Origin of the sequence: Fontivita pretiosa, assembly GCF_050410795.1 — a bacterium.
Taxonomy (GTDB): Bacteria; Planctomycetota; Phycisphaerae; order Tepidisphaerales; family Tepidisphaeraceae; genus Fontivita; species Fontivita pretiosa.
In genome coordinates this window covers 3,736,204-3,763,152 of the sequence record NZ_CP191258.1, presented here as the reverse complement: position 1 = coordinate 3,763,152, position 26,949 = coordinate 3,736,204, and the positions used below count along the sequence as shown (strand labels likewise).

Annotated in this window: 25 protein-coding genes and 4 tRNA genes; 7 read left to right on the top strand and 22 right to left on the bottom strand. The window is 63.8% G+C overall.

The features are described 5' to 3' along the window. Positions 1-131: 131 nt before the first annotated feature. A complete protein-coding gene (locus tag ACQS5P_RS15250; RefSeq protein WP_428937474.1) occupies positions 132-2,801 on the top strand; it encodes a beta strand repeat-containing protein in 2,670 nt (889 codons plus the stop codon). Between the two features lie 64 nt (positions 2,802-2,865). Here the strand turns inward: ACQS5P_RS15250 and ACQS5P_RS15245 are convergent, their stop codons facing one another. From ACQS5P_RS15245 to ACQS5P_RS15235, 3 genes are all read right to left on the bottom strand, one after another. Beyond that, positions 2,866-4,425, bottom strand: coding sequence for a C2 family cysteine protease (locus ACQS5P_RS15245; RefSeq protein ID WP_428937473.1), 1,560 nt, complete (start codon positions 4,423-4,425; stop codon positions 2,866-2,868). Positions 4,426-4,639: 214 nt separating this feature from the next. Continuing rightward, entirely contained in the window at positions 4,640-5,125 is a 486-nt protein-coding gene (gene purE / locus ACQS5P_RS15240) for a 5-(carboxyamino)imidazole ribonucleotide mutase (protein WP_428941032.1), read from the bottom strand. 177 nt (positions 5,126-5,302) lie between these two features. After that, on the bottom strand, positions 5,303-6,523 hold the full coding sequence (locus ACQS5P_RS15235; RefSeq protein ID WP_428937472.1) for a hypothetical protein: 1,221 nt from the start codon (positions 6,521-6,523) through the stop codon (positions 5,303-5,305). 308 nt (positions 6,524-6,831) lie between these two features. Here ACQS5P_RS15235 and ACQS5P_RS15230 point away from each other — a divergent pair, with 308 nt between their 5' ends. The 3 genes from ACQS5P_RS15230 to ACQS5P_RS15220 all read left to right on the top strand — a co-directional run bounded on the left by ACQS5P_RS15230 (position 6,832) and on the right by ACQS5P_RS15220 (position 9,907). Then, entirely contained in the window at positions 6,832-7,626 is a 795-nt protein-coding gene (locus tag ACQS5P_RS15230; RefSeq protein WP_428937471.1) for a PEP-CTERM sorting domain-containing protein, read from the top strand. Positions 7,627-7,968: 342 nt separating this feature from the next. After that, a complete protein-coding gene (locus ACQS5P_RS15225) occupies positions 7,969-8,529 on the top strand; it encodes a hypothetical protein (protein ID WP_428937470.1) in 561 nt (186 codons plus the stop codon). Positions 8,530-8,557: 28 nt separating this feature from the next. Continuing rightward, complete coding sequence (locus ACQS5P_RS15220) at positions 8,558-9,907, top strand: GGDEF domain-containing protein (protein WP_428937469.1); 1,350 nt, start codon at positions 8,558-8,560, stop codon at positions 9,905-9,907. A gap of 118 nt (positions 9,908-10,025) precedes the next feature. Here ACQS5P_RS15220 and rplL read toward each other — a convergent pair whose 3' ends face one another. From rplL to ACQS5P_RS15165, 11 genes are all read right to left on the bottom strand, one after another. Next, positions 10,026-10,427: a 50S ribosomal protein L7/L12 gene (gene rplL, locus ACQS5P_RS15215; RefSeq protein WP_428937468.1), complete on the bottom strand. Its 402-nt coding sequence runs from the start codon at positions 10,425-10,427 to the stop codon at positions 10,026-10,028. Between the two features lie 179 nt (positions 10,428-10,606). Further along, the gene (gene rplJ, locus ACQS5P_RS15210; protein WP_428937467.1) at positions 10,607-11,164 is read right to left on the bottom strand and encodes a 50S ribosomal protein L10; all 558 of its coding nucleotides are present in this window, start codon (positions 11,162-11,164) and stop codon (positions 10,607-10,609) included. A gap of 81 nt (positions 11,165-11,245) precedes the next feature. Continuing rightward, on the bottom strand, positions 11,246-11,938 hold the full coding sequence (gene rplA, locus ACQS5P_RS15205) for a 50S ribosomal protein L1 (RefSeq protein WP_428937466.1): 693 nt from the start codon (positions 11,936-11,938) through the stop codon (positions 11,246-11,248). Positions 11,939-12,121: 183 nt separating this feature from the next. Then, on the bottom strand, positions 12,122-12,550 hold the full coding sequence (rplK, locus tag ACQS5P_RS15200) for a 50S ribosomal protein L11 (RefSeq protein WP_428937465.1): 429 nt from the start codon (positions 12,548-12,550) through the stop codon (positions 12,122-12,124). Between the two features lie 5 nt (positions 12,551-12,555). Beyond that, on the bottom strand, positions 12,556-12,843 hold the full coding sequence (locus ACQS5P_RS15195; protein WP_428937464.1) for a hypothetical protein: 288 nt from the start codon (positions 12,841-12,843) through the stop codon (positions 12,556-12,558). Positions 12,844-12,909: 66 nt separating this feature from the next. Beyond that, positions 12,910-13,452 (bottom strand): transcription termination/antitermination protein NusG, encoded by a 543-nt coding sequence (gene nusG, locus ACQS5P_RS15190; protein ID WP_428937463.1) that lies wholly within the window; start codon positions 13,450-13,452, stop codon positions 12,910-12,912. Positions 13,453-13,538: 86 nt separating this feature from the next. Further along, positions 13,539-14,138: a preprotein translocase subunit SecE gene (secE, locus tag ACQS5P_RS15185; RefSeq protein ID WP_428937462.1), complete on the bottom strand. Its 600-nt coding sequence runs from the start codon at positions 14,136-14,138 to the stop codon at positions 13,539-13,541. Positions 14,139-14,145: 7 nt separating this feature from the next. Beyond that, positions 14,146-14,218: transfer RNA gene (locus ACQS5P_RS15180), tRNA-Trp, on the bottom strand. A gap of 67 nt (positions 14,219-14,285) precedes the next feature. After that, a complete protein-coding gene (gene rpmG, locus ACQS5P_RS15175) occupies positions 14,286-14,450 on the bottom strand; it encodes a 50S ribosomal protein L33 (RefSeq protein WP_428937461.1) in 165 nt (54 codons plus the stop codon). Positions 14,451-14,541: 91 nt separating this feature from the next. Continuing rightward, positions 14,542-15,741: an elongation factor Tu gene (gene tuf / locus ACQS5P_RS15170; RefSeq protein ID WP_428937460.1), complete on the bottom strand. Its 1,200-nt coding sequence runs from the start codon at positions 15,739-15,741 to the stop codon at positions 14,542-14,544. A 43-nt stretch (positions 15,742-15,784) separates the two neighbouring features. Next, positions 15,785-15,856 (bottom strand) — tRNA-Thr (locus tag ACQS5P_RS15165). Positions 15,857-16,161: 305 nt separating this feature from the next. On the opposite strand from ACQS5P_RS15165, the gene ACQS5P_RS15160 reads away from it, so the two are divergent. Beyond that, a complete protein-coding gene (locus ACQS5P_RS15160; RefSeq protein ID WP_428937459.1) occupies positions 16,162-17,154 on the top strand; it encodes a D-2-hydroxyacid dehydrogenase in 993 nt (330 codons plus the stop codon). 34 nt (positions 17,155-17,188) lie between these two features. Here the strand turns inward: ACQS5P_RS15160 and ACQS5P_RS15155 are convergent, their stop codons facing one another. After that, a complete protein-coding gene (locus ACQS5P_RS15155) occupies positions 17,189-18,235 on the bottom strand; it encodes a sugar phosphate isomerase/epimerase family protein (protein ID WP_428937458.1) in 1,047 nt (348 codons plus the stop codon). Positions 18,236-18,391: 156 nt separating this feature from the next. Between ACQS5P_RS15155 and ACQS5P_RS15150 the strand changes: the two genes are divergently transcribed. Beyond that, a tRNA-Leu gene (locus tag ACQS5P_RS15150) sits at positions 18,392-18,473 on the top strand. A 496-nt stretch (positions 18,474-18,969) separates the two neighbouring features. On the opposite strand, the gene ACQS5P_RS15145 is transcribed toward ACQS5P_RS15150, so the two are convergent. Continuing rightward, the gene (locus tag ACQS5P_RS15145; protein ID WP_428937457.1) at positions 18,970-20,604 is read right to left on the bottom strand and encodes a serine hydrolase; all 1,635 of its coding nucleotides are present in this window, start codon (positions 20,602-20,604) and stop codon (positions 18,970-18,972) included. Between the two features lie 270 nt (positions 20,605-20,874). Here ACQS5P_RS15145 and ACQS5P_RS15140 point away from each other — a divergent pair. Next, positions 20,875-20,956 (top strand) — tRNA-Leu (locus ACQS5P_RS15140). Between the two features lie 66 nt (positions 20,957-21,022). On the opposite strand, the gene ACQS5P_RS15135 is transcribed toward ACQS5P_RS15140, so the two are convergent. The 6 genes from ACQS5P_RS15135 to tatC form a co-directional block, all read right to left on the bottom strand. Beyond that, positions 21,023-21,781 carry a DUF1638 domain-containing protein gene (locus ACQS5P_RS15135; protein ID WP_428937456.1) on the bottom strand — a complete coding sequence of 253 codons (759 nt, stop codon included), beginning with the start codon at positions 21,779-21,781 and terminating at the stop codon, positions 21,023-21,025. Positions 21,782-21,918: 137 nt separating this feature from the next. Beyond that, a complete protein-coding gene (locus tag ACQS5P_RS15130) occupies positions 21,919-23,160 on the bottom strand; it encodes a glycosyltransferase family 4 protein (protein WP_428937455.1) in 1,242 nt (413 codons plus the stop codon). A gap of 354 nt (positions 23,161-23,514) precedes the next feature. Beyond that, on the bottom strand, positions 23,515-24,003 hold the full coding sequence (locus tag ACQS5P_RS15125) for a metallophosphoesterase family protein (RefSeq protein WP_428937454.1): 489 nt from the start codon (positions 24,001-24,003) through the stop codon (positions 23,515-23,517). 54 nt (positions 24,004-24,057) lie between these two features. Further along, positions 24,058-24,600, bottom strand: a complete 543-nt coding sequence (locus ACQS5P_RS15120; protein WP_428937453.1) for an inorganic diphosphatase — start codon at positions 24,598-24,600, stop codon at positions 24,058-24,060. A gap of 62 nt (positions 24,601-24,662) precedes the next feature. After that, positions 24,663-25,895 carry an FAD-dependent oxidoreductase gene (locus ACQS5P_RS15115; RefSeq protein WP_428937452.1) on the bottom strand — a complete coding sequence of 411 codons (1,233 nt, stop codon included), beginning with the start codon at positions 25,893-25,895 and terminating at the stop codon, positions 24,663-24,665. Positions 25,896-25,946: 51 nt separating this feature from the next. Continuing rightward, positions 25,947-26,930 (bottom strand): twin-arginine translocase subunit TatC, encoded by a 984-nt coding sequence (gene tatC, locus ACQS5P_RS15110; RefSeq protein WP_428937451.1) that lies wholly within the window; start codon positions 26,928-26,930, stop codon positions 25,947-25,949. Positions 26,931-26,949 lie beyond the last annotated feature (19 nt).

Here is a 26,949-nt window from a genome sequence, read left to right as displayed (position 1 = left end):
CGGCGCGATCCGGATGTGCACACGGGCAGGTCCGTGTTCGCTGTAGGGTGTGCTGCACGCGCGGCCGGGCCGACGCAACCACGCCGTCGCGGAACACCGGTGCTCCGCGTCGAGGGATCGGAGGCGGATTTATGGTGCGCCGCGGCATCTGTGTTGGAAAAAAATCTCTGGCTGTCCGCGCGGCTTGCCTGGCGTGTGCAGCCGGCGCCATTCCCGCTGCGCTTGGGCAGGGTGTAACCTGGACCGCCGGCGCAGGCAACAACACCAACTGGAGCGAGCCGTCCAACTGGAATGTCGCGCCAGCCGAAGGTGGCGATGTGTTCTTCGCCCAGGCCGGCTCGCTGGCGACCGTCAACTCCGCCATCACCGTCGGATCCATCCAGTTCAACATCGCCACGGGCTTTACCATCGCCGGATCAGCCACCCTGACCATCAACAGCGGCATCGGCGTTACCGGCGCGGGCAGCTACACCATCGCCACCCCTGTGTGGCTGGGCGCAAGCAACACCTGGAACATCGGCACTGGCAACCTGCATGTCTCGGGGGTGATCGGGGGAAGCGCCTCGCTGCACAAGACCGGCGGCGGCACCCTCGCGATCTCCTCGGCCAGCACGTACTCCGGTCCCACGACTGTCAGCCAGGGCGTGCTGGAAATCTCCGTTCTGGGCAATCACAACCAGGCCAGCGGCATCGGCAGCTATGCCAGCAACGACGCGGCCAACCTGCTGATCAACGGCGGCACGCTGCGCTACGTCGGTAGCGGCGCAACGACCGACCGGGCGATGACGATCGGCCCGAATGGCGCCACGATCGACGCAGCCGGCAGCGGCGCGCTGATCTTCGACGCCTGGAACATCGCCCAGAACAACGCCACACCCGGAGCACGAACGCTCACGCTGAGCGGCTCCAACACCGCCAACAACACCTTCGGCCTGGTCATCTACGAGCCCAACGCTGGCGGCACGATCTCGCTGGTCAAGACCGGCAGCGGGCGATGGATCATCCCGGCAACGGTAACAGGACGCGATCCGAGCGTACCCTTCGGCAACGAATACACAGGCGCCACGCAGATTCTCGGCGGGGTGCTGGAGGTGCATGCCGACTACGTGTCCAACGGCGCAGGAGGGTTCATTCACTCCGGCGGATTGAGGCCGTGGCTGCTGGGTGGCACCCGTGGCGGAATCGGCGTCTCCGACGAAAACGATCCGAGCAATCTGCTGATCGACGGCGGGACGCTGCGGTACGTGTACGACGGAACCTTTGTTGCCGGCGCCGGACTGGGCGATCCGGCTCACGATGCCGGACAGGTCGCACGTCGCTTCACCATCGGCCCGGGCGGCGCCACGATCGAGGTCAGCGGCAACGGGCCGCTCAATCTGTCCAACAGCAATCCGCTTGTGATGTCCGGCTCGGGAGACAGAGTCCTGACCCTCTCCGGCACCTTCGCAGATAACACCGAAGGCACCAGCCTGTACAACGGCATCAACGGCATCATTGCTGATCCCGTGGTTGGCACAACCTCCCTGGTTAAGGATGGACCGGGCGAGTGGGTGCTGACCGCCAGCGGCGACACTTACTTTGACGACGGTTTCCAGCCGGACATCGGGGGCAACACCTACTCGGGATCGACAACGATCAACGCCGGCACATTGCTGCTGGCGCACGGACACAATCGCCTGCCCGCAGCAACCTCCCTGCACATCGCCAGCGGCGCGTACCTGGAGCTTTTCACCGGCGATTCGGTTCATCCTGAACAGCGCATCGGGCAGGAGGTCGCTTCCCTCACCGGCGGCGGGGTCGTCAACCTTAACGGCGGCTCGATTACCATCAACAATGCCTCGGACATCAGCTTCGACGGCTTATTCACGGAAAACCTGGATGGCGGAGATGCCAGCAAGCAAACCGGCGGACGGATCATCAAGTCTGGCGCGGGACGATTGACGCTCACCGGCAACAGCAACAACACCGGCTCCACCACCGTCAACAACGGCACACTTCAGATCGGCAACGGCGGCGCCTCGGGCGCGCTGGGGACGGGGCAGATCCTGCTGGCCAGCTCCAGCGCCAACCTCGTCTTCAGCCGTTCCGATGCTCATGTCGTGGCCAACGTCATCTCCGGTGGCGGCAATGTGTACAAGGCCGGGTCCGGAACGTTGACGCTCTCAGGCAACAGCAGCTACAGCGGCACGACAACCGTCCAATCCGGCAAACTGCTGATCAACGGCGCGCTGACGGGCGGCGGGACGGTCACTGTACAGTCGGGCGCGACGCTGGGCGGAATTGGCAGCGTCGCCGGCGCGGTCAACATCCAGACCGGAGGCAGCATCGCTCCCGGCCAGAGTGTGGGCAGCCTTGCCACCGGCGACTTGATCATCGCCTCCGGCGCAACCTATTTCGCCGAGATCGACTGGCAGAACAATCTCTCGCTTCAGCCGATTGCCGATCGTCTGAATGTTACCGGCAGCGTGACACTGCAATCGGGATCGGCCCTGCAAATGGTTTTCCTGAACGTCGTCGCAGGGCAGGTGGTGCCGAATCGAACCGTTGTGCTGATCGACAACGACGGGACCGACCCCGTCAACGGCACCTTCGGCATCGTGGCGCCGCCGACCGGCGCGTTCGCCGGACTCATCAGCTACACCCTGTACTACAACTACGACGCGGACAGCGGACAAGTTGGAGTCGGCAACGACATCGCGGTCACGTTCCATTCCGTGCCCGAACCGTCCTCGCTGGCGATTGTGGCGGGTGCCCTGCTGGCGTGCCGCGGGCGAGGGTCGCGCAGACCGCGTGCGGCCTGAGCAGCGCTTCGCTTCCCGTTTCAGTTCCGCTGACCGTGTCAGCCGCACGTGTCGTGCCGGGCGATTACTCCAGTGACGCCGACACCACCCCCAGCATCGACGCCTTGGCCTGGGCTTCGGTGATCGTCACCACGCCATCGTCGCTTCCGTCGTTACCGGCGCCGTCGATGCCCCAGGGGTTTCGCAGCTTGAGCTGCACTGGTGTCCCGGTTGCATCTAGAGTCACGTCCTCGACCGCATAGGCGTGGTATCCGATCAACGGCGCGTTGCCCGGATCGCCCGCGGCGTACGTCACGCTCTTGCCCGCATCCAGATCCGCCTTGATTGTCTCCAGCAGGTTGATGCTTCTCGGATCCGTCTGGAAGGTGCTGTAGCTTTGTCTGCCCAGCGCCCAGTACCCCTCGCTCATCCAACCCGATGACAGCCCGGCGTAGCTGCCGCCCCAGTTGCGGTAGAACGCATAGGCCTTTTCCATCAGCGCCACCCACGTCGAGTTATCAGCGCCGAACTGAGCATACACCAGGCTGCCGCTTTTCATTCCCGTCGGCAGGTCGCCGTCGATGCGGACGTACATGGGCTGATCGTCAAAGTAGTACCGCACCGCGTAGGTTCCGTCGCCCAGATCGACGATGCTCTGGCGGATAAGGTTGGGATTGACCTTCGCCACCGACGCCAGCACCGCCAGGAAGTAGCAGTCTCCGACCTGTCCCTGGCGCACGTCGGTGCTGAGTGGCCCGGCGTCGCTGAACAGCGGATTGCGCGAGAAGTTTCGATAAACCACGACGTTGGAGGTAACGACCGGATCCAGCAGTCGCTGTCCGAGCAGCTCCGTGCTCACATCGGTATAGATCTCGTTGTTGGAGGCATCGACCGTGCGGTACTGGATGAACTGATCCACAAGATGCACGGCGCCGCCCGCAAGTTCCGAGGCTTCGGTGTCGGCGACGCGGTCGGTCGGGTCGATCCAGAAGCTGTCGCTCCCCGCCCCGCCGTTGATTCCGTCGTATCCGCCGGAGATGCTCACGATCGTGTCGTCGCCGGCGCCGCTGAGAATCCGATCCACGCCATCTCCGGCGTAGATCTTGTCGGCGCCCGATCCGCCGTAGATCGTGTCATTTCCCGCCCCACCGTAGATCGACGTCTGCGACGCGATCGAGCTGCTGATCGAGATCAGGTCATGCCCCCGGCCGGCGTTGATGAAGATGTTCTTGAAGTCTCCCCTGACGGCCGTCGTCCAGGTGTTGTTGCGGAGCACCAGCCCGGTGCTGGATCTGGTGATGCTGATGCGATCCGAGTAGTTCGATGCGGTGATGCGAAGCTGCTGGCCGCCGCCGGGAAGGTTCGCCGTGCTGATCGTCAGGGGGACGACTGCAAGGTACGCCCGAGCCTCGAGCTGCTCGAACGACTGAACTTCAATACTCTGAAACGAGCCGGCAGGGTCGCCCAAGTCCAGCCACTGGCCCACCAGGTTTCCGAACGAATCAGCCAGCCGTTGCAGATGCTGTCGCGACTGCTGGTACTGCCGCGTCAATCGCCGCCGAAACGCCTGATCGATCGATGTCAGCCCCCCCGTCAATTCCGACAGTCCCGAAGCGAGCAGCTCGGGCAGTCGATCAAGGTTCATTCGCGACGCGCGCTGACACCAGGGGCGCATTGGATCTCCTCCCGGACCAAACAACATTGGCCGAGTGTGACATCCAATACATCCTGTCGCCGGGCAAGCCCGCAGGCGCCGGGCACATGCGCGCCACGCTGAGAGCTAACGCGCGGTCCGATAATCGATGAGCGGATGACGAGCCGCCACTGTCTGTGTGCTTCGTCGACTGCGCTTCACCGGCCTATAGCTGCGTCTCCAGCACCTTTCGGCTCTGCTGCTCGCGGTATTTGGCGAAGCGATCGCGCAGGTCCGGGTCCGACAGCGCCAGGATCTGCACCGCCAGCAGCGCCGCGTTCACGGCCCCGGCCTGTCCGATCGCCAGCGTCCCGACTGGCACTCCCGCGGGCATCTGCACCATCGACAGCAGCGAGTCGATCCCGTTGAGCGCCTTGGACTGCATGGGCACGCCCAGCACTGGCAGCAGCGTCTTGGCCGCGCAAACCCCCGCCAGGTGCGCCGCCCCGCCGGCGCCGGCGATGATCACCTTGATTCCCCGCGCCTCGGCGCCGGCGGCCCACTCGATGGTCTGGTCCGGCGTGCGATGCGCGCTGAGCACGCGCTTCTCGTAGCCAACGCCCAGCGCATCCAGTGTCTGCGCCACGTGCTGCATGGTCTCCCAGTCCGACTTGCTGCCCATGATGATCCCCACGCGCGGGGTCGATGACATTGATTGACTGGACACGATGCTCCTTCCTTCATCACCAGAGGCCGAAACTTCCCCACCGGCCGCGAGCAGGAGCAACAGCACCCCATCTTCACCGCCGGCGACGCGGGCGCGATTATAGCAGCCGCTGTCCGACATGGCAGTGGCCTGCGCAGCAGCGCAGCGCTCATCGGAGCAGTCTCAACCGCGATCCTGCACCGGCGCGTTCCATGCCATCGCGACCTGTGAACCGTAGAGGGGATAATCGATCCGACAACGATAGCCAACCAAGGCATTGCCGTCCCAGCCCAGCTTCTGGCACACTCGCGACAGAAGCTGCGGATACCAGGGCACGTCCGTCGTGCGAAACTTGCCGATTCCCGTGCCCATCGACTGCACCGACTCGGCCAGATCCATCCGATCGATGTCGCGCGCCGGGTCATTGACGTTGGCCAGGCCGTCAAAGCTCGTGTCGTAGATGAACAGCTCCGGCTCGGTTGGATTCAGATCGCGATGAACCAGCGCGTCGAAGACCAGGATCTTGGCCGCAACGGTGATCTCGGCCGAGACCCAGCGCTTGCGCGGCCTGTCGGGCGGGACGGTTCGAGGCAGCTCGTGGCGGTTCACCTCGACGAAGACCAGATCCGTCGCGCTGGGCGGGCCAAAGCCGTTCTGTCCCAGCGTGTAGTACACCACCTCGTTCATGGGATGCACCCGCACCGGTGCCAGCGGTCTGGAGCAGAACTCCTGCACAAGCAGACCTTCGTAGCCTTCGATCGGCGTGCCGTCGAGGGTCTCGGGGCGACGTTGCTGCCCGGTGGACTTGTCGAAGGCGACGCGCCGCGAGGCGAACTTCACCATGCAATCCGGTCGCAGCCGCTGCAATCCAAGCAGCCCCATCACCCACACCAGATCGAGCTGGTCGGGGTCGTCCTGCGAGCGGTGAATGAAAACGGTCTGAAGCAGCACATCGGCGCTGGAGCCTTTGAGCTGCGACATGGCGCGGTAGACCGCCTGCTTGCGGCGAAGCTCGAACTCCTGGCGGGCCTCGGGAAGCCAGGCGGACAGGATCGCGTCCAGCCCGCTGCGATCACCGGCCTCCGTGCGGATCAGCTCGTCGAACTCGGCGACGGCGGCCTGGAACTGCTCGACCAGCTCGCGCGCCACGCCGGCCTTGGCCGCGGCGCTGGCGAAGCGTCGCAGCGGCTCGGGGCCGGGCATCATCTTCAGCACGGCGACCGGATCCTTGCCCGCGGCGGCCCGCAGCAGCCGCGAGGCCAGCACCTTGTCGATTCCAACGGCGCGTGCCAGTCGCACCGGCCCGGCCGGCGAGCCGGGGATCGCCGCCACCACGCGGCTGACCCGCCGGGCCAATTGCCCGCCGATCTGCGAAATGCGCGCTTCCAGTTTCGCCTGAGCCATGGGCAGTTCGTGCGGCAGGCAAGCTGGCCGAATCCTCTAACTGTTTATCCGGTCGCCCTTTATCCGGATCAGGCCATCCACCTAGCCATCCGCTTGTTACCGTCAGTCTCGCAGAGAAGCGGACGAAAATCAAGTGTCTTTGAAGTTTCCTTGAAACTTCCTTGACATCACGGCGTCCCTTGTTACGATGCCGCCACGTCGCGGCAACCGGATGCGACTCGGCGAGCGGCCCGATCCGACGCTCGAGCCGCTGTCGACCAACACCAACTCTGGCGGCTCACCGCCGCACTCGGAAGGGAGACTCACCCATGTGCTCATGCTCGCTTGCTCGCTGCAAGAACCTGTGCCCCCTCAGCACCCGTCGCTCGCTCTCCTGCGCCGGCCTGATGCTCCTGATCGTCGCCGGACCCACCGCGCTGGCGGGCACCACCACCTTCGACAACGGCACCGAAGGCTGGGGCGTGTTCTTCGCCAACGAAAACGGGCTGGGCGATTTTGTACAGCCCAACGGAGGCAACCCCGGGGCACATCTTCAGTGGGTCATGATCGAAACCTTCGGCGCCACGCTCCGCAACGAGACCAATCCCGACACGATCGGCGATTATTCGCGCTTCGGCGCGCCGGTGACCCTCGGCGTGGACATCAAGGTCGGATCCATCACCTTCTTCGGGGCGGAAGTCGAACGCGACATCGTCGTCGAGCTGGTCGACTACAACCCGCCCGGCAGCGATTACCCCTATGTCAGCGTCTGGTACGACCTTGGCGAGATCAGCCTGGCCAGGACCTCGGATTGGACGCGATTTGAGATTACGGTGGACCCGTCGGCGACGGCGCTGCCGCCCGGCTGGGGCGGCACCGGCGCCGATCACCCCACCACCTACGAGCCGGTCCTCCCGCCCGACCGCACCTTCGCCAGCGTGCTGGCCAGCGTCGATGAAGTGCGTTTCACGACCTTCAAGCCCGGCTACTTCTACGGGTTCACGAATTTTGACCTGCACTTCGACAACGTGACCGTCACGCCGGTCCCCGAGCCGGCGTCGCTGGCGATTCTGGGCGCCTGCGGCGGCACGGCGATGCTCCGCCCACGACGCCGCCGACACTGATCAAGAATCGAGGCGCCAAGCCCGCCGGGCGGCGCCAGCACCAGCTATCAGAAAGCAGGTACGTTGACCTGAACCTGATTCCTGGCGCATCCCGGCGATCTTGGCGCTTCGATCCGCTCGCGTGCCCGGCAAATCCCGCCTATCTCACCCACGCGCTTTGCGCATCCACCGCCTGATGGTTTTCCCGGCATGGTCAAGCCCCAAACCTCGGGGTATGATCCGAGTGGGAGCCTCTTTTGACGCAGGAGTGGGATGTCCGGCGTGTCGCTGCCAGTCACGCGCCCAGTCGCCCCGGTTGGCTCGAATGGTTCGGGTAACAGCCCCGGCGGCAGAGCGCTCGTTGTGGCTCATCCATCCGGCCGCGCTCAGCTCGTCAGTCTCCTGACGCGCCTGGGATTCGACTGCGGCGAATGCGATGACCCGTACACGGCGATGCTCGAGCTGGTTCGACGTCGCTCGGTGTACAGTGCGCTGGTGCTGAGTCTGGCCGGAACCTACCGCGAGGAACTGCCGCTGATCGCGACGGTCAAGCGGCGATTTCCGCAGGTGGAGGTGTGGCTGGCACAGACGGACGGTCGCCCGGCGGCACTGGTGGAGGCACTGCGGCACGGCGCCGACGGGTTGATCGACGAGGAGGGTCTGCACCGCATCGCCGCTCCGGCCGCCGGCCAGGTTCCGGTTCCGCCTGCGCCCATGCTTCTGTCGCATGAGCCGCCGCCAGTCCGGCAGCACCCGGGCCACATGCACGCCACCACGGCCGCTCCCTGTGAGCACGATGCGCAGTCGCCGACGGAGCCAACCGAATCGATCGGCGAGCCGGTGCTCAGCGCCGAAGAGCTTCGGGCTCTGCTACAGGACCCATGCGGTGATGACAGTGCGATCAGGCAGCCGCAGCAGGATTGAGCAGAACACAAAGCGTATTTTCGTCACCATGACCGCGCTGGCCCATGAAAAGATCCTGCTGATTGCCGACCATGATCGGCAACTGTACAGCGCGCTGACGCAGGTGTTGCCCGATGCGCAGGTGACGGCGGTTCCGACCTATTTTGAGGCGATTGCGGACCTGGCGCACAGCACCTACACGACGATTCTCGCCGCCGCCGCTCCCATCGAGCGTCGCCCGGAGCCGGCGGTGCGGGCGCTGCGCGAGCTGGCGCGGCACGCGCGGCTGCTGGCCTTCGGCGCGCCGGGGTACGAGCCACTGTCGCGCAAGATGCTGGATTTCGGGCTGGATGACTACCTGATCACCCCGGTCAGTCCCACCGAGCTTCAGCAGATGTTCGGCGCCCCGCCGCTGCGGATTCTGCCCGCCCCGCCCGCCGACGCCGAACACGCCCCCTCGCCGCCGGGCAGACTCGCCATGCTCAGCGGGCTGCCGCTGGCCGAGATCCTCATCGAGTCGATGGTGCAGCAGCCGAACCTCGCGCCGGCGACGGCGATCGCGGCGATCAACGCGCACATCGGCCCGACGATGCAGCTTGCCCTGACAGCCCCGGGGCAGCCCCCCCCTTCAACCCCCGAGGGAATGCTGCTGCTCTCCCACGCCACACGCAGCGGCGATCACACCGCCGCCACTCTGCATCTGCTGCTTCCCAGGGATGAAGATGAAACCGCCGCCAGACATCTGCTGGCTCAGCTTGCACGCACCATCGGCGGATTGCACACCCTCGAACAGCGACACCAGCGACTGATGAAGCTGGCCTTCACCGACGACCTGACAGGCCTGTCCAACAGCAGGTACTTCTGGCTCCAGCTCGAGAAGCGCATCCGGCAGGCGGCCGAACGGTATTCGCTGGTCACGCTGCTGCTGTTCGACATCGACAACTTCAAGAGCTACAACGACCAGTACGGGCACTGCATCGGCGATGAGATCCTCAAGCAGACGGCGAGGCTGATCCGAAGCTGCGTCCGCGAGCATGACCACGTGGCGCGGATCAGCGGCGATGAGTTCGCGGTGATCTTCTGGGAAAAGGAAGGCCCGCGGCAGCCACGCGACCCCAAGGCCACGCCCTCCGGTTCACGCGTGCCGCAGACGATCGTCACCATCCTCCAGCGCTTCCGGCACGCCATCGCCAACAGCGACCTGAAGATGCTCGGCCCCAAGGGACGGGGCGTGCTGAGCATCAGCGGCGGGCTGGCGGTCTACCCGTTCGACGCCTCTGACGCCCGCGGGCTGTACGAGGCCGCCGACCGCGCTCTGATGTTCGGCGCCAAAAAGGGCGGAAAGAACTCGATCTACCTGATCGGCGGCGAGGACAGCGAGCATTCGCAGACGCCGTAATCCCGCCGGCGGGCGCAGCGCACGCCACCGCCCGCTGCCTGCAAGCGCGCAAAATGCAACACCCACGGCCGACGGGTCGTGGGTGTTGCGCGTTTCAGGCACGGGAGCAGGCCAACGGCTACTTCAGTTCCACTGTCGCGCCCTGCTCCTCCAGCTCCTTCTTGAGCTTCTCGGCCTCTTCCTTGCTGAGATTCTCCTTGACCGTCTTGGGCGCGCCCTCGACCAGGTCCTTGGCTTCCTTCAGACCCAGGCCGGTGGCGGCGCGGACGACCTTGATGACCTGGATCTTCTTGTCGCCGGCGGCCTTGAGGACCACGTCGAAGGTGGTCTTGGCCTCTTCGGCGGGCGCCGCGGCGCCTGCGCCTGCGGCGGCGCCGGGCGCCATCATCACCGCCCCGCCCGCCGCCGGCTCGATGTTGTAGGTTTCCTTCAGGTAGGTGGCCAGATCCACCGCCTGCTTAAGCGTCAGGCCAACGATCCGGTCGCCCAGTTCCTTGATTTCAGCAGCAACTTCTGCCATGACTGATTCTCCGGGACGCTGTCGGGGTCCCCGCCGTGTCGAGTTCATATCCCGTCCGAGAGCTCACCTCACAGCGAGATGATTTAACCCTTTCGGGACAGTCGGACCGCCGGATTGAGCGGGCAGCAGGCAGCGTGCAGCAGGCAATGCCTGACCCGGCTCATGCAACCACGTTTGCGTTAGCCGCCAGCCGCCTGCTGAGCACCGGCAGCTTCCTTTTCCTTTGCTCTTTCTTCGATCGTCTTGATGATCGCGGCGATCTTCCCGGGCTGGCCACGGAGGATTCCGGCGAGCCTGCGTCCAGGCGCCAGCGCGGCGGCGACGATCAGCCCGATCGCCTCCTCGCGTGTCGGCAGCTTGCTGACCTGCTTGACGCCGTCCTCGCCCTCGTAGACCTCGCCGTCGAAGAAGATGCCGCGAAGCTCCAGCTTTTCGTCGGCCTTCTTTTCCTCCAGAAGCAGCCGCGCCACCGCCGAGATGCTCGCCTTGCCGTAGATCAGCGCGCTGGGGCCATCCAGCAGCCGGTCGAAACCCTTCAGCCGGGTCCTGGGAACGGCGCGTTTCATCAGCGAGTTTTTCACCACCGTCATCCGCAGCCCCAGTTCACGGAGCTTTCGGCGAATCTGGTTGTTGCGGTTGGCGTCGATACCTCGGGGGTTGATCACCGCCACGCTCTCGATGTCCTTGAATCTCGACGCCAGCTCCTTCTCGATCAACGCTTTGACTGGCTTGCTCATCGCTGCACCTTCGATGCCTGTTGCGGGCTGTTTGTGGCTGTCTCAGTCGCCCGGGGCAACTGAAGCACACGTGACATAAGCTCACTGCACATTCAACGGAATAGCCGGGGTCATCGTCGCCTTGAGCACGACCTTCTTCAGATACGTGCCCTTGCTGCTCTGGGGCTTGAGGCGTCGAATGGTGGCGATCATCGCGTTGATGTTGTCCACCAGCTTCTGCTTATCGAAGCTCAACTTCCCCACGACGCAATGGACATTGCCTCCGGCGTCGTTGCGGAACTCGATTTTGCCTGCGGCGTACTCGCGCACGGCGTTGACCACATCCGGGGTGACGGTGCCGGTCTTGGGCGAGGGCATCAGCCCCTTGGGTCCCAGCACCTTTCCCAGACGACCGACGAATCGCATCATGTCAGGGGTGGCGACGGCGACATCGAAATCGGTGAAGTTCTGCTGCTCGATTTCCTGGACCAGCGCCTGCCCCCCGGCCTTGATGGCCCCGGCCGCCTTCGCCGCTTCCGCCAGATGATCCGGGCAAAACGCCACCACCCGTTTGGACTTGCCGATTCCGTGCGGCAGAGACACCGACGAGCGGATCGTCTGGTCGGCCTGTTTCGGATCGATTCCCAGCGAGAAGATCAGCTCGACCGACTGATCGAATTTAGTGGGCGGAAAAGACTTGAGCAGATCAACCGCCTGTTCGACGGAGACCGGCTGCGTGACGGCCTTTTCCGCGGCTTTCCTGTAACGTTTGGATCGTCGTACGACGGCTGGCATGAGGTTTTCGCTCCTTTTCGACCCGCCAGACAAGCTTGGGGTCCGAAGCTCCCACTGTTCGGGCCGTGGTCCGCCCGTTGGATTTTCCTTAATCCCGCCTGCGACTTTGGCCGCGGCGGGTTGCCCACCAGACGCGGTCGTCCACCACCCTGCCGGTCAGACGCAGACGAGCACCGCCATCACTCAGCCTTCGACGGTGATGCCCATGGAGCGGGCTGTGCCGGCGATGATTCTCGCGGCAGCATCCTCGTCGAAGGCGTTCAGGTCCTTCATCTTCTCTTTGGCCACCTTCTTGCAGTCGGCCATGGTGATCTTGCCGATCTTGACCTTGTTCGGCTCGCCAGAACCTTTCTCTGCCTGGACCAGTTCCTTGAGCAGCACCGAAGCCGGGGGGCTTTTGACCTCGAAGCTGAAGGTTCGGTCCTTGTAAACGGTCACGACCACGCCGACGATCTTGCCCTTCAGATGGGCAGTGGCGGCGTTGAACTGCTGGATAAACTGCCCGGGGTTCACGCCATGCTGCCCCAGCGCCGGTCCGATCGGCGGCGCGGGCGTCGCCGTACCACCGGGCGCCTGAAGCTTGAACTGTACTGTGATCTCTTTCTTGGCCATGACTGTTACTCGACCTCGACAATCGTCGCCTCGACCCGTCGCACGCCCGTCGCCGGAGGTTGCCCCTGAGGGTAACCGGCGGCGACTGTCAACCGCTTCAGCAGCGAGTAGACCGGCACGGTCAGAAGCAAAAGGGCCAGAACACTAACAACAAACGCCAGGATTGACAAGGCCAGCAGGATCAATCCCGGCACCGCCGCCAGGGCGACGATGAACCGCGCCCATTGCGGCAACTCGCCGAACCCGCCACGCAAATCCTGAAAACGCCCGTAATAATGCGTGTACTGGAACATGGGCAATTGTAGCAGGGGTAACCGGCCCGCACTGGCAAAACGCGCGCACCCCCGCCCCACCGCCGATCAGATCTTCTCGATCTGCCAGTACTCCAGCTCCAGCGGGGTCGGCCGCCCGAAGATCGTGGTGATGATCCGCACCATGCCCTTCTCGGGGATGATCTCGTCCACCACGCCCTCGAAGTTGACAAACGCGCCGTTGGTGACCTTGATCCGGTCTCCCTTCTTGTATTCCGTACGCAGCGACGGCGCCTCCTCGGGACGCTCGGCCTCCTCGATCATCTTGGCCTGGTCCTTGGGGCTCATGGGGGTGGGCTTGCCGTTGGAGCCGATAAAGTCCCCCACGCCCTCGGTCTCCTTGATCATGAACCAGACGTCCTCGGGAATCATCCCGTTCTTGTCCAGTTCCAGCTCGATGAACACGTAGCCGGGATAAAGCTTGCGCTCCGACTCTTTGCGCACGCCGGCCTTCATCGACCGCACCCGCTCCGTGGGAACCAGAATGCGTCCGACCTTGTCTTCCAGGCCCTCGATCTTGACCTTGCGCAGCAACTTCTCTCGGACCTGGTCCTCCTTGTTGCTTGCGACTCGCAGAACAAAGAATTGCATTGCCAATCCGGCCAAGGCCCGCGGTTCAGCATTCAACCGCCGGGCTGAACGCTGAACCCCGAGCCCTGAGCCGTTCCTTTCTCATTTCAAAACGGCGGGCTCTTGAGCACACCAAACCAGTAGAAGACGTAGCCGAAAAGGATATCGATGACGAACAGCACGAACGCGATCGCCATCATGAAGAAGATGACCACCTTCGTCGATCCGATCAGTTCCTTGCGGCTGGTCCAGTTGACCTTCTTCATCTCACTGTCGGTGGCGATGAGGAAGTCAACGTTCTCAGGCTTGTTGAGCAATCTCCAGCCCAGCAGCGCCCCGCCAATCAACACTGCGGCGCAGATGCCCAACGTGACGTTGCGCGCCTTGGCAACCGCCGCCTGCATCTGCTGATTCGTGGGGTTGTCCGGCGTGAATGCCGGCGTAATCCACGGCGGCAGATGCGTCCAGAGGAAATGAACCGTCAGGAACAGGATCAGCCCGGCCCCAAGTGCCGACAGCAGTCGGGTCCAGTATCCCTGTCCCTTCTTGTAGATGGTGAAGAACCCCGGCTTGGCCTGCTTCGCCGCCTCCGCTCGCGGTGGCGGCGCCGCCGACGGCTGGGGTCTGCCTCCCGGCTCCTGAGCGCCTGGCGCTATCGCATCCGTGGCCATGGTCCTCTCTTCGTCTTTCCTGGTTACCAGGGGCATACGTCATCACGCCGGACAGGAATCGAACCTGTAACCTGCCGCTTTGGAGACGGCCGCTCTGCCAGTTGAGCTACCGGCGTAGGCATCAAAGGATCAAGGAACAAAGGGCACAACTCATCCTTCTGCCTTCGGCCTTCATCCTTTGGCTCACTTCCGCTTGATTTTATGCACCTTGTGGGCTCGTTCGCGCTTGCAGTACTTGCGGAGCTCCAGCTTCGGAGCTCCACCAGCGACCTTGATCTCGGTGCGATAGTTCAGGTCGTTGCAGCTCGTGCACTGAAGCCAGACCATTTCGCGATTCTCTTTAGCCATGTCCGATCAACCGTTTAGGTCAAAGCCCAGGGCCGGGGCCCTGGGCTTGTTTGTCTCAGACCCTCCCAGCAGAAATATATACGCCGGGCAATTACTCCAGGATCTTGGTCACCACGCCGGAGCCCACCGTCCGCCCACCCTCACGAATCGCGAATCGCAGCTTTTCCTCCATCGCGATCGGGGCCTTCAACTCCACCTCGATGGTCACGTTGTCGCCGGGCATGACCATCTCCGCCCCACCCAGCAGCTTGGCCACCCCCGTCACGTCGGTCGTGCGGAAGTAGAACTGTGGCTGATAACCGGTGAAGAACGGCGTATGGCGTCCACCCTCCTCCTTGGTCAGCACGTACACCTCTGCCTGGAACTTGGTGTGCGGGGTGATCGAGCCGGGCTTGGCCAGCACCTGCCCGCGCTCCAGCTCGTCCTTTTCAATGCCGCGGAGCAGACACCCGACGTTGTCGCCGGCCTGACCCTGATCCAGTGTCTTGTTGAACATCTCCACGCCGGTGACGACAGTCTTTTTGGTTGGCCGCAGACCCACGATCTCGACCTCGTCGCCGACCTTCACCACGCCGCGCTCGATACGCCCGGTGCCCACGGTACCGCGCCCCTTGATGCTGAACACGTCCTCGATGGGCATGAGGAAGGGCTTGTCGATCTCGCGAGGCGGCAGCGGGATGTACTCATCCAGCGCCTTCATCAGGTCATCGATGCACTTGGCGGCGGCGTCGTCCTTGGGGTTCTGCATGGCGGCCAGCGCGTTGCCGCGAATCACCGGGGCATGCTCTCCGTCGAAGCCGTACTTGGTCAGCAGTTCGCGGACCTCCATCTCGACCAGGTCCAGCAGCTCCGGATCGTCCACCAGGTCCACCTTGTTCAGGAAGACCACGATCTTGGGCACGCCCACCTGACGCGCCAGAAGGATGTGCTCGCGGGTCTGGGGCATCGGGCCGTCCGCCGCCGACACCACCAGGATCGCCCCGTCCATCTGGGCCGCGCCGGTGATCATGTTCTTGATGTAGTCGGCGTGACCGGGGCAGTCCACGTGGGCGTAGTGACGGTTCTCGGTCTCGTACTCGACGTGGGCCGCGGAAATCGTGACCGTCTTGGTGGCGTCACGTTCGGTGCCGCCCTTGGCGATGGACTTGTAGTCCTTGGGCGTGACGCTGGGGAACTTCAGTGCCGATCGCGCCGACATCGCCGCCGTCAGCGTCGTCTTCCCGTGGTCGATGTGTCCGATCGTGCCGACGTTCACGTGCGGCTTCTTACGTTCGAATACTCCCTTTGCCATGTCGCGAACCTCCGAAGGTTATTTAAATCGCAGTCTTGTCAAGAGCTGGCAGTGGGGATTGAACCCACGACCTCGTCCTTACCAAGGACGCGCTCTACCACTGAGCTATGCCAGCGACACCGTCCCGGATAAGCCCGACGGTGCCGCACAGCGCTGGCTCGGGCAGCGGACCGTCCGCCGGGCGGCACCGCCGTTCCAGGCCCATGAGTTTAGGCCCGTCATCCCCGGCTTGGGTAGTCCCCGCCAGTGCCTGCTGCGCTGCGCCGCCGGCGACCTCCGCGCGCACGGAGAGCGTAGAAGGGCGGTGAGTATAAACCGCCGTGGCGCGATGTCAATCCGCCACCCCCACCCATTTTTCGCCCGCACGCCCGCGCCGCACAGCCTTAGCATTCCACCCGCCAGTCGATACGATGGCCCGCCATGACTGACCCTTCCGCAGCACCCGATTCGCCCGCGGCCCACACCGCCCGGCTGACCATCTGGACCAACTTCACGCTGCTGCCGCCCCAGGCCCGCCAGATACTCTGCCAGCGGGCGGCGCCGCACCGGGTGATCTTCTCCTCGCTGGCGCCCGATCCTCAGCTTGCCGAGGCCGACATCGCCTTCGGTCAGCCCGATGTGCAGCAGGTGATCGACCTGCCGGCCCTGCGTTGGATCCATATCAGCACCGCCGGATACAGCCGCTACGACCGCGAGGACGTTCGCCGGGCCCTTCGCGCCCGCGGCGCCATCATGACCAATGCTTCCTGGGTCTATGACGAGCCCTGCGCCCAGCACGTTCTGGCCATGATGCTGGGGCTGGCGCGGCAACTGCCGGCGGCACTGGACAACCAGCGGACAGCCCGCAGTTGGCCGATCACCGCCATCCGCGATGCTTCCTTCCTGCTCAACGGGCAATCGGTGCTGCTGGTCGGCTATGGAGCCATCGCTCGTCGGCTCGCCGAACTGCTGGCGCCGTTTGGCATGAAGCTGACCGGCGTGCGTCGAACCCCCCGTGGCAATGAAGCCGTACCGGTCGTCTCGGTCGACCGGATTGACCAGCTTCTGCCCGAGGCCTACCACGTAGTCAATATCCTGCCCGCCTCACCGCAAACCGCCCGCTTTTTCGATGCCGATCGCCTGGCCCGAATCAAGCCTGGCGCCCGTTTCTACAACATCGGACGAGGCAGCACGGTGGATCAGGCGGCCCTGCGGCAGTGCCTGGAGTCCGGGCGGCTCGCCGCCGCCTACCTTGACGTGACCAGCCCCGAACCCCTCCCGCCGGACGATCCGCTGTGGTCAACGCCCAACTGTTATATTACGCCACACACCGCAGGCGGGCATCATGGAGAGTACCTGCGGCAGGTGGAACATTTCCTGGAGAACCTCTCGCGGTTCCAGCGCGGCCTGGAACTGCGCAACCGGGTGATCTGAAGCGTCGAACCCGCCCCCCCGCCGCAGCACGGCCTCAGCGATCAAACTGCGCATCGAAGGCGATGGCGCTCGGCTTGAAATCGAGCTTCCTGACAAACGCGCACGCTTCGGCGGCGCCGTGCTCGCGATCCATGCGGGAATCTTCCCACTCGACGCTCAGCGGCCCCTGATAGCCGATGTCGTTCAAGGCGACGATGATCTCCTCGAAGTTGATGTCGCCGTGGCCCAGGCTGCGGAAATCCCAGTAGCGTCGTGGATCGGCGAAGGTGGTGTGTCCTCCGAACACGCCGACAGTTCCGTCGCCGTGCCCCCACCACACGTCCTTCATGTGCACGTGGAAGATCCGATCCTTGAACGTGCGGATGAACTTCACGTAATCGACCCCCTGGTAGCCCAGATGCGAAGGATCGTAGTTGAACCCGAAGCGCTTGTGTCCCTTGACCGCGTCGATGGCCCGCTGCGCCGAGGCGATGTCGAAGGCGATCTCGGTTGGATGCACCTCCAGGGCGAAGTTGACGTTCTCCTTGTCGAAGGCATCGAGGATCGGCCCCCAGCGTCGGGCAAAGTCGTCAAACCCCTTCTGCCAGTACTTCTGATCCGTCGGAGGAAAAGCGTAGATCGAGTGCCAGATGCTCGAGCCGGTAAAGCCATTGACCACCGCCCCGAAGCCCTTGATCGTCCTGCAACAATCACGGTCGGTGGGCTTGGCGTCCATGAACTTGCGGCAGGCTTTGGCGGTGTCGATCATCCGCCTGGCCGCACGCTTGCGCACGCCTTCCGGATCGCCGTCGCCCCAGACCTCCGGCGGCAGAATGTTCTTGTGCCGCTCGTCGATGTTATCGCACACCGCCTGCCCAACCAGATGCGCGCTGATGGCGTAGGCGTCCAGCCCGTGCGAGCACAGAATCTCCCATCGCCCCTTGCAGTAGTTGCGGTCCTTCAGCGCCTTGTCCACCTCGAAATGGTCCCCCCAGCAGGCCAGCTCCAGCCCGTCGTAGCCGAAACTCTTGGCCTTCTGGCAAATCTGCTCGAAGCTCAAATCCGCCCATTGCCCGGTGAACAGCGTTACGGGTCGCGACATGCCGGTCCTCCTTTGATCCAACAACTGGGGATCAAACCGTCTTGTGGGAACAGTGTCAATCTCGCCCGGCCTGTGCGACAGGAATCCGGCGGTTTGACATACGCCGGGCCGAGCAATCTAATCATTCAGCCCCCGGGGCCGGTTCACACACGCCGCGCAGGAGTGGCGGAATTGGCAGACGCGCTGGTCTTAGGAGCCAGTACCGAAAGGTGTAGGGGTTCGAGTCCCCTCTCCTGCAATGGACCTTGCCCCGACCCTCCAGTGCCCGCCGAGCATCGCGCGCAACGGCAGGCTCGGTTTTGTTTGCGGCGCCCGATTGGTGGATGCAGGCACCACGCAGTTCTCCCCCGAACACACCCCCTTTCGCGGCGATGTGCAGCAGTCGTCTTCACTGGTACACGCCGCCACAGCACCGCTGGAAGGCCGCAGACACCGCAAGGCCCGGCGGTAGCGCGGCTGTGGGCATCTGAACACGGTTGTCCGGGAAGATCGCTGCTCCCTCGCCACGCAGATCGTCCAGAGGCTTATGCCCGCATTTCATCCAGCCAGCAAATCGCGCCTCAGCAGGCCTGGCCAAACCGAGTCGCCCGGTAACACGCTGCGGACGATCAATGGATCTGCGCGCTTGGCCGCGACGTCGGCAGCGGCTTTTTCCAGAATCTTCAGGTGCTGCTGATCTTCGGCGATTGCGAGCCTTTGGTCAGCAGATCGCGCAGAAATCCAACTCCGCACGCTCATCGGCCCGGCAGGTTGGGCCGGTCCGCAACCCGCACGCCGCGCACGTCGGTGCCGTCAATATGCACCAGCACGCGCGTGGCCCTGCCGCTTCGGCCGCGCCTGAACACCAGCGATGATCCATCCATATCCGCATTGAAGAAACTCGTCTGGGAGTACGGATGCAACTCGCCCCGGGTCACGCCCGGAACGCCCTGCACGTAGCCCATCAGATGCTCGCCCAACTTGTCGCTTGTCCGATAGACGTTGAGCGTCGGCCCGACCGGGATCAATCCAAGCAAGGCCGGCCGGTATTGTCCGACGTATCCGTCGTAGACGCCGGCATCGAGCTTGACCGGCGTCGGCGGCGATGGGATTTGGCTGGAGATTCTGACTCCAACGGCATCCTTAATGCTATCGCGAGGGTTATTGATGACCAGTCGCGTCGCCTGACCCCTGGCATTACAGACGAATCTCACGCGGTTATCCCACATCTGCTCGTAGAACAGAGTCTGCGATTGCGGGAAGACCTCGTGGCTGAGATAGGGCATGGGATAGCGTGGCTGCCCGCGCCACACCTGGAGCAGCAGCCGCTGGCCGTCACGGCGCACCGTGCACGTCGCGCCGCCTCGGAATCGGTACTCCCCGACGTAACGGTCGAGCAGACCAGAGTCAATCGGAGCCACGCGCGCGGGTCGAGCCGGCCGACCGCGCAACAGGTGCCCCAGCATCGCGACTGGCATTCGGCTGCTGGCGCAGTTGGCCAAAATGACAACGCCGCGCTTTTGGACGGGATCGAAGCCCAGGTTCGCGCGAAAACCGCCTACAAGCCCGCCATGATGCAACACCCCTGCATCTTCGTTCCACACCAGCCTGTCGCGTCGCCCCGAATCCAGTTCCTGGACCGCCTGCGACTGCCGCATCAGATCCGCCAGCGGTGGTGACGCCATCCCGAGGTTGGCCGAAAGAAACTTCAGCAGGTCGTTTGCCGTCGAACGGATCGCCCCCGCCCCCGGCAACACGGCGCCGTCCCAATTCATATCCCTGACCGGCCTGCCAGGGAAGGCGTGTCCCCTGGCCGCGCGTGCCTTCAACTCTGGCGTGAGGGTGATGCGCGTGCTGTCCATACCGAGCGGCCTGCAAATCCGCTCCACCACGAGTGTCTCGTAATCTTTCCCGGCCTTGAGCGAAATGATGTGACCCAGCAGCCCCACGCCGAGATTGGAATAATGCTTCTCAGTCCCCGGATCGTGTCCAAGCTGGCAGCGCGACAGGAAATCGTACAACTGCTCGACGGTGTCGGTGGGGCCGCCGCCGTCCGACCAATCCCTGGGCAGTCCCGAGCTATGCGTGGCCAGATCGAACAGCGTGATCTGCCTTCCCCCGCGCGTGGGCATCTTCACTGAATCGGGCAGATACCGCTGCGCCGGGTCGTCAAGTTTCATCTGCCCCTGCTGCACCATGTCCATCAGCAGCAGAATCGTGAAGACTTTGGTGATCGAGCCGATCTGGAAGAGCGTATCACCATCCACGGGCCGGGCCGCTTCATCCCCCATTGTGCCGGCGCTGATCACGCGGGCAGCCTTCTCGTCGATGATCCCCACCACCAGCCCATCGGCTTGGCCGCCAATCCCCACGTTGTCCCGAAGAATCATCCGGACGTCGGCATCGGAGAGCGTATCAGCACCCGGCTGCCTGATGTTCTGGTCGACCAACCGCAACCCTTGCGCCTGATCCGCGTCGGCCTGGCCCGTGGGCGCGGCCTGCATGCACCCGCCGAGCAGCACCAGCAGCAGCGTTTCTGGTAAAACCGTGCGTATGATGCAGACAGTACGATGGCAGGCCAGCGGTGTCGAGTGGCCCAGGGGGCCGACTTGCGCGGCCTGAAGTTGATTCCATACTTGGTCGTCTGATCCGCGTGCAGGGCAGGAGTGGCGGAATTGGCAGACGCGCTGGTCTTAGGAGCCAGTACCGAAAGGTGTAGGGGTTCGAGTCCCCTCTTCTGCAATTGTTCGCAACATACTACGAACATTGTCAAAGCCGCCTGCGGCGGGCAGAGGATCAATCCGCCGACTATGGCTTGACGCGAACGACCTGCTCATGGTCGTAGACGCCCTCGATCGTGTGATTGGGCGGGACGATCAGGTAGTCCTTCGGATCCCACTGCCCGTCGATCAGGTTGCGGATCAGGCGAATGTCGCCTTGCAGATGCACGTATTGCCTGCCTTCTGCGGCGGCCTTTTGCGCGAACCGCGCCGCGTGTCCGAGGTGCTGCGTCTGCGGCAACTCGATGAACACGGCGCGGCGATTGGCTTCGTGCTCCGGGTGCATCTGTTCCCAGATGAACCGCGCGTCTTCCTCGCCATACCTGGCGACGAGCTGCTTGTAGGCGTCGCCGACGACCACTTGGCTGGTGCCGTCGTCGGCGGTGCGGAGGAAGTACTGCCCGCGCTCAATATATCCACAGCTTGAGAACGGCGTTGACGGTGCATCGGCGAAGTGTTCCAGGTATTTCTGCCTCGAGCCGAGCAGGATGGTGCAGCAGTCGTGAGCGCGGGGCATGACCAGTTGCGTGCGCCGGGCGCGCAGACCCACCGTTGCATTGCCGCACAGGCCGAACAACAGCAGGATCGCGTCGTAGCTCTTGCCGCTGGCGTCGGCGGCGTCGATTCGCGACTGGATCAGCTCTCGCAGCGCCTGCGGGCGTGCATGCTCGCCAAGCTCCGTGAACTCCACGTCGATCACGTTTGGCGACTGGGCGATGCACCAGCAGGCCTCACGCACGAAGACGTTGCAGGCGATGAGCTTCAGCAGCATGGCGACGCAGCGCATGATCGCGGAAGCGATCCCATCTGGCAAATAGGCAAACGCGCGATACCGACCGAGCAGGCCGGCAGGAGACGGGAATCAGAGCGGCACTGGTGGTGGCGGATTCTGCGGTCGCAGTGGCGCACTTTGCGGTCGGCGGGTCAGCTTCTGCGGGTCCGCGCGCCGTTCAGTGCGCACCAGCGCACCGCCGTTTCCATCCCGTCCACCATATTCTGGAGAGTGAAGCGTTGCAGGACCGTCTGCCGGGCCGCCAGGGACAGGCTATGCCGCAGCGACGTGTCCTCGAAGAGCCGTTGCAGGACGTCGGCCAGGGCCGCGACATCCCCGTCGCGGAACAGCAGGCCGTTGACTTGGTCCTCCAGCGCTTCGATCTCAGGGTTGTGGCGCTCCAGGTCGTCGCCGGTCACCACCGGCAGCCCATAGCCGAAGGCGTGAAGGATGCTCAGCCCAATATTGGTGGGATAACAGAAGGCGCTGGCGGACAAAAACCACGGCGCCAGCTTCATTTCGTCATAGATCGCTCCCAGGAATCGGACGTGCTCGCTCAGCCGCAGATCAGTGGCGAGGCGTCGCAGCGATTGCTCGGCCGGGCCTTTGCCGATGATAACCACCTGATGTCGGGGATGGGATTTTCGCAGTCTGGCGGCCGCGTGCAGGAGCAGCTCCAGGCGATTATCGGGATCCAGCCGCGAGACGAACAGGGTCATCGGCGCCTCGTGCAGGCCGTTGGATTCGCGGAAGGCACGAAGTTTTTCAGGCCGAGCCAGCCAGGCGGCGCGGGCCGCCTGAATCGGCGCCTGGTCCAGCGCATTCAGGGCAACGAAGATGCGGTTTGGATCCCAGCCGTTGTCGATGTAGCGCCGCGCGACGCGGTGGTTGTAGAACAGCAGGGCGTTGGCCAGCCTGCCCACCTGCTCGCGTGACCAGCGACGAACCGGGTGGTCGCGCTTGGAGTAACCGTGTCCCCAGAGGATGGTGGGCACGCCGTGATAGCGTGCCCGCAGCAGCGCGGGCACCAGACTGGCGTAGTGCAGATTCCAGGAGAAGATTACAACCTGTGGGGTTGCGGGATCAGTGCCGCCTGCCAACTGCCACTGCGGCCCGCTCCACCACAGCTCGCGTCGTCCGATTGGCCAGACGCGGCGGGGAATCATCCGCGCCTGGAAGCCTGTCGGCCCGTCGTCGGTGTTGGGGATGCTGCTGCCCTGCCCGTAGATGACGCGCAGCTCGATCCCCGGACGGCGAGCCAACTCACGGAAGACCGGAACGCGATACCGCGGCAGTCCCGGCTGCTGGACGGTGAGGCGAATTGGGCTCGCGTCCGGCAGCGGATTCGCTGCCGACTCAGCGGGAGCTGATGAATCAATCAGGTCGCCAATCATCTGTAAATGGGAGTTTCCCCCCAGCAGGAATCAAGTATGCCACCAGCGCGGCCAGGGCAACACCTTATTCACGCCTGAAATACAAGAATATTGCGGAACGAGGCGAACTTTTAGCGTCGGCGTTGGCGCTGCCGATATTTTCTCCCTATCCATTCCAAGTTCTCCAATTTGACGAGACGCTGCCTTCCCCAACTAAAAGATCGTCAGGCCCAAGGGCAACCCACAAAACGGATCATACAGTATTTTGTTGCCTGCGGCCAAAGGATAAAAGTCAATGCATATGAGCAGTTGGGAACGGTGGGATTGCTCTTTTGGTCGGCGCGGCGAAGGTCATCGCTGGCGGTTCGATTGGCACTAGACCGGGACGATCTTCACCTTGCCGCTGTGCGGATCCAGCAGCATCACCGAGCCGCTCGGACCCCGCATCGAACCGGGGTTGAGTATCCGCGTGTGCCCCACCGTCTGATCGGTGGTTTGGGCTGAGTGCCCGCAAAGAAGATAGTCATACTGCTGCTCGGCGAGCAGTTTTCGCAGGATGGCCTTGTCCTGGCCATGAAGGACAATGAGCTTCTTTTGGGCGTACTCCAGCTCGCCCATGGCGCCGAAGCAGGTGATGCCGAGGCTGGCGCCATATCGCATCAGGCCGGTGCGGTCGTGATCGCGATCACCCCAGACGAAAAGCACTGAGCCTTGGGAACTGGCCGGGGCCAGGGCGTCCAGAACGTGGCGTCCGCCGATGTCCCCGCAATGGATGATCAGTTCCGCCCCCTGGGACAGGAAGATGTTGACGGCCGCCTGGACCTTGTCCGCCCGGCCATCCGAGTTGGCCAACACACCCAACATCGCGGCAGCATTGTAGGCACGGTCGCAGCGGCCTCTGCCACTTCCGAATCGCGTTTATCTGAAGCCCTTGCGTCTTTGGTCGCTGTAGCGGTGCAGCGCGTCTTCGATGACCGGATATGCCGACTTGGCCGGCTGGATCTCCTCCACCTCGACGGCCTTGCCTTCAAGCTGTTTGTAGTCCTGAAAGAATCGGCGGAGCATGGTCAGCCGGTGCGGGGGCATTTCGGCGGCTTCCCTGTAGCTGTTGAACTCCGGGTCATCGACGGCGACGGCGATGATCTTGTGGTCCTTCCGTCCCGCATCGATCATCGTCATCAGCCCGACGGTTCGCGCCTTCATCAGCGTCAGCGGGGCCACCGTCTCCTGGCAGAAGACCAGCACGTCCAGCGGGTCGTCGTCCTCGGCCAGTGTTTGCGGGATGAACCCGTAGTTCGCCGGATAGTAAACCGCCGAATAGAGCACGCGATCGAGCTTGATCAGCCCGCTGGCTTTGTCCAGCTCGTATTTGACGCTGGATCCGAAGGGGATTTCGATGACGGCGGCAAACTCGTAGGGGAGCTTTTCGCCGGGCGTAACGTCGTGCCAGGGGTGGATCATCGCTTGCTCTGTGCCACAAACTTTGAAGCGGCGCCAGGCTGCACACAGCTCGATGACATGTGCTAGCTCTGGTACAGGTTCAATTTCGGATCATCGCTCAGCAGCCGGAACGCGTCAACGATCTGCCGGTGTCCGACCTGAAGCAGGAAGTTGCTGTTGGTGCCGTAGCTCTTGGCGCCCAGGATGAAGAAGTTGGGCTCAGGATTCTTCAGGGTATCAGCGTTGAGTTTGGAGCCGGCGGTAAGGCAGTCGCCTGAGTCCTGTCCGAGCAGCGCCGCCGAGAGCCTGATTGGTCCGCCGGTGGCGTAGCACTGGTGAACCTGAAGCTGCTCGAAGATGGTGTTGTCGGGCACATAGCCGACCAGGGCGACGACCTGGTCCACCTGGACCGAGAGCTGCTCCTGCCCGCAGCGAAGGCTCGCCACGATCCTGCCGTCGTCGGCGCTGTCCAGTTGTTCCAGCACGCAGGCGCCGAGGAATCGCAGCCACGGCGGCGGCGCGTCGGCCAGACGAAGCGAATGCATCACCAGTTCGCGGCGCGCTGGCAGCGGGTCGGCATGGATGGCTTGAAGCGCCTGTCCGCGGCGGCGAATCGCCCAGGTCACTTGCGTCTGCGGCGACTGCCTGTGAAGCTCATCAAACTGACTCAAAGCAGTGGCGGCGGAGTGTCCACAGCCCAGCAATAGCGTGTGGCGATCGGCGAAACGACCGCGGTCGGCGTCAAGGATGTCCGGCAGTGTGTAGCAGATGCGATGCCGCAGCCGGCGTTCTCCGGCCGCCGGAACTCCGCCCCGCCCGGCCCAGCGATGATTCCCGTACGTCCCCGAGCAGTCCAGCACGACATCCGCGTGCTCGATGCGTTCGCGGCCATTTGCGTCGCTCAGCAGGATGCGGAACGGCGAGTGGGCGCGCTGCGGGCTGCCGATGGCGTCAGCCTTGGCAAAGTCATCCCGGCCGATGCTGATCACGCGCGTCTGCGGACGGATGGAATCGCGCAGTTGCGGCAGCGACGCCAGCGGCAGAAGGTACTGTTCACGGAACTCGCTGCCCGTGGGACACTGCTCCAGCGGCGGCTCATTGCATCGCTGTGCCTGCCGCAGCACACGACGGCCCAGCGGCGTGGTGTTCATCCTCCATGGACTGAACAGACGCACGAAGCCCCAGGACGCGACGTTGTGCGCGATCTGTCCGGCGTCATAGACGGCCAGGTCGTAGCCGCCAAGCTGCTGTGCGTACAGCGCCGCTTCCAACCCGATCGGTCCGGCTCCGATAATGGCGATACGCTTGCGGGACATGCCACCGACTCCCACGGCACGCGGCGTCGAAGGTTGCGCCAGGACGCATGGCTAACCGTCGGCGTCGATTGTGCTCCGTTCGGTTCTGGAAAGCCAGATACCCAGTTCGTACAGTCCGATCAGCGGGAACATCAGGGCCACCGTCGCGGTGATGACGTCGCCGGGCGTGATGACCGCCGCGATGATGACCATCACGAAGTAGACATATCTGCGTCCGGCCTTCAGCGCGTGGCGCTCGACGATCCCGGCGGCCACCAGCGCCATGATCACCAGCGGCAATTGAAAGCTCAGCCCGAAGGTCAGCAGCATGCCGAAGACCAGGTCGATGTAATCGGCCAGCGTGATGATCGGGGCGACCAGATTCTCCGGGCCGAACGCCAGCACGCGGATGTGCCCCCCGAGCGACAGTTTCAGCCGGCCATCCAGCTTGTTCAGCCAGATCTGCCCATCGACGGGATTGGCCGGATCACCCTCGTAGGCCGGGATCGTCGTCGGCTGAGTGGTCTGGACGCGCATGTCCGGGGCATACTCGCTGGGCAGGGGAATCTCCAGGCTGAAGGCCATGAAGAACGTCAGTGTCCAGGGCAGGACCAGAAAGTAGACGAACAGCAGCCCGCAGATCAGCAGCGTCAGGCTCAGTGGCACGTAACGTGTGACGATGCGGCGTTCATGCTCATACAGCCCGGCGGCGACAAACAGCCACAACTGATAGAGCATCCACGGAGAAGCAATGGCGGCGGCGCTGACCAGGCTGACCTTGATATAGGTCATGAACGGGTCGGACACCTGAGTGAAGTAAACCTGCGGGCTGATGTCGTAGGAGCGAAGCACGGAGATCAGCGGCTGGCAGAACGCCGGCATCACATACCCGCGGGCGAAGAGCAGGCACAAGACAAAGACGATCGCGAACCCCGCCAGCGCCAGGATCAGCCGCCAGCGCAGTTCCTCCAGGTGCTCGCCGATCGTCATGCGATATTGATCGGGGTCGAACGACGATTGGGCGCGGGACTTGGCGGTCACGATCCATCCGGTCATGCGGCAGGTATTGTAGCGC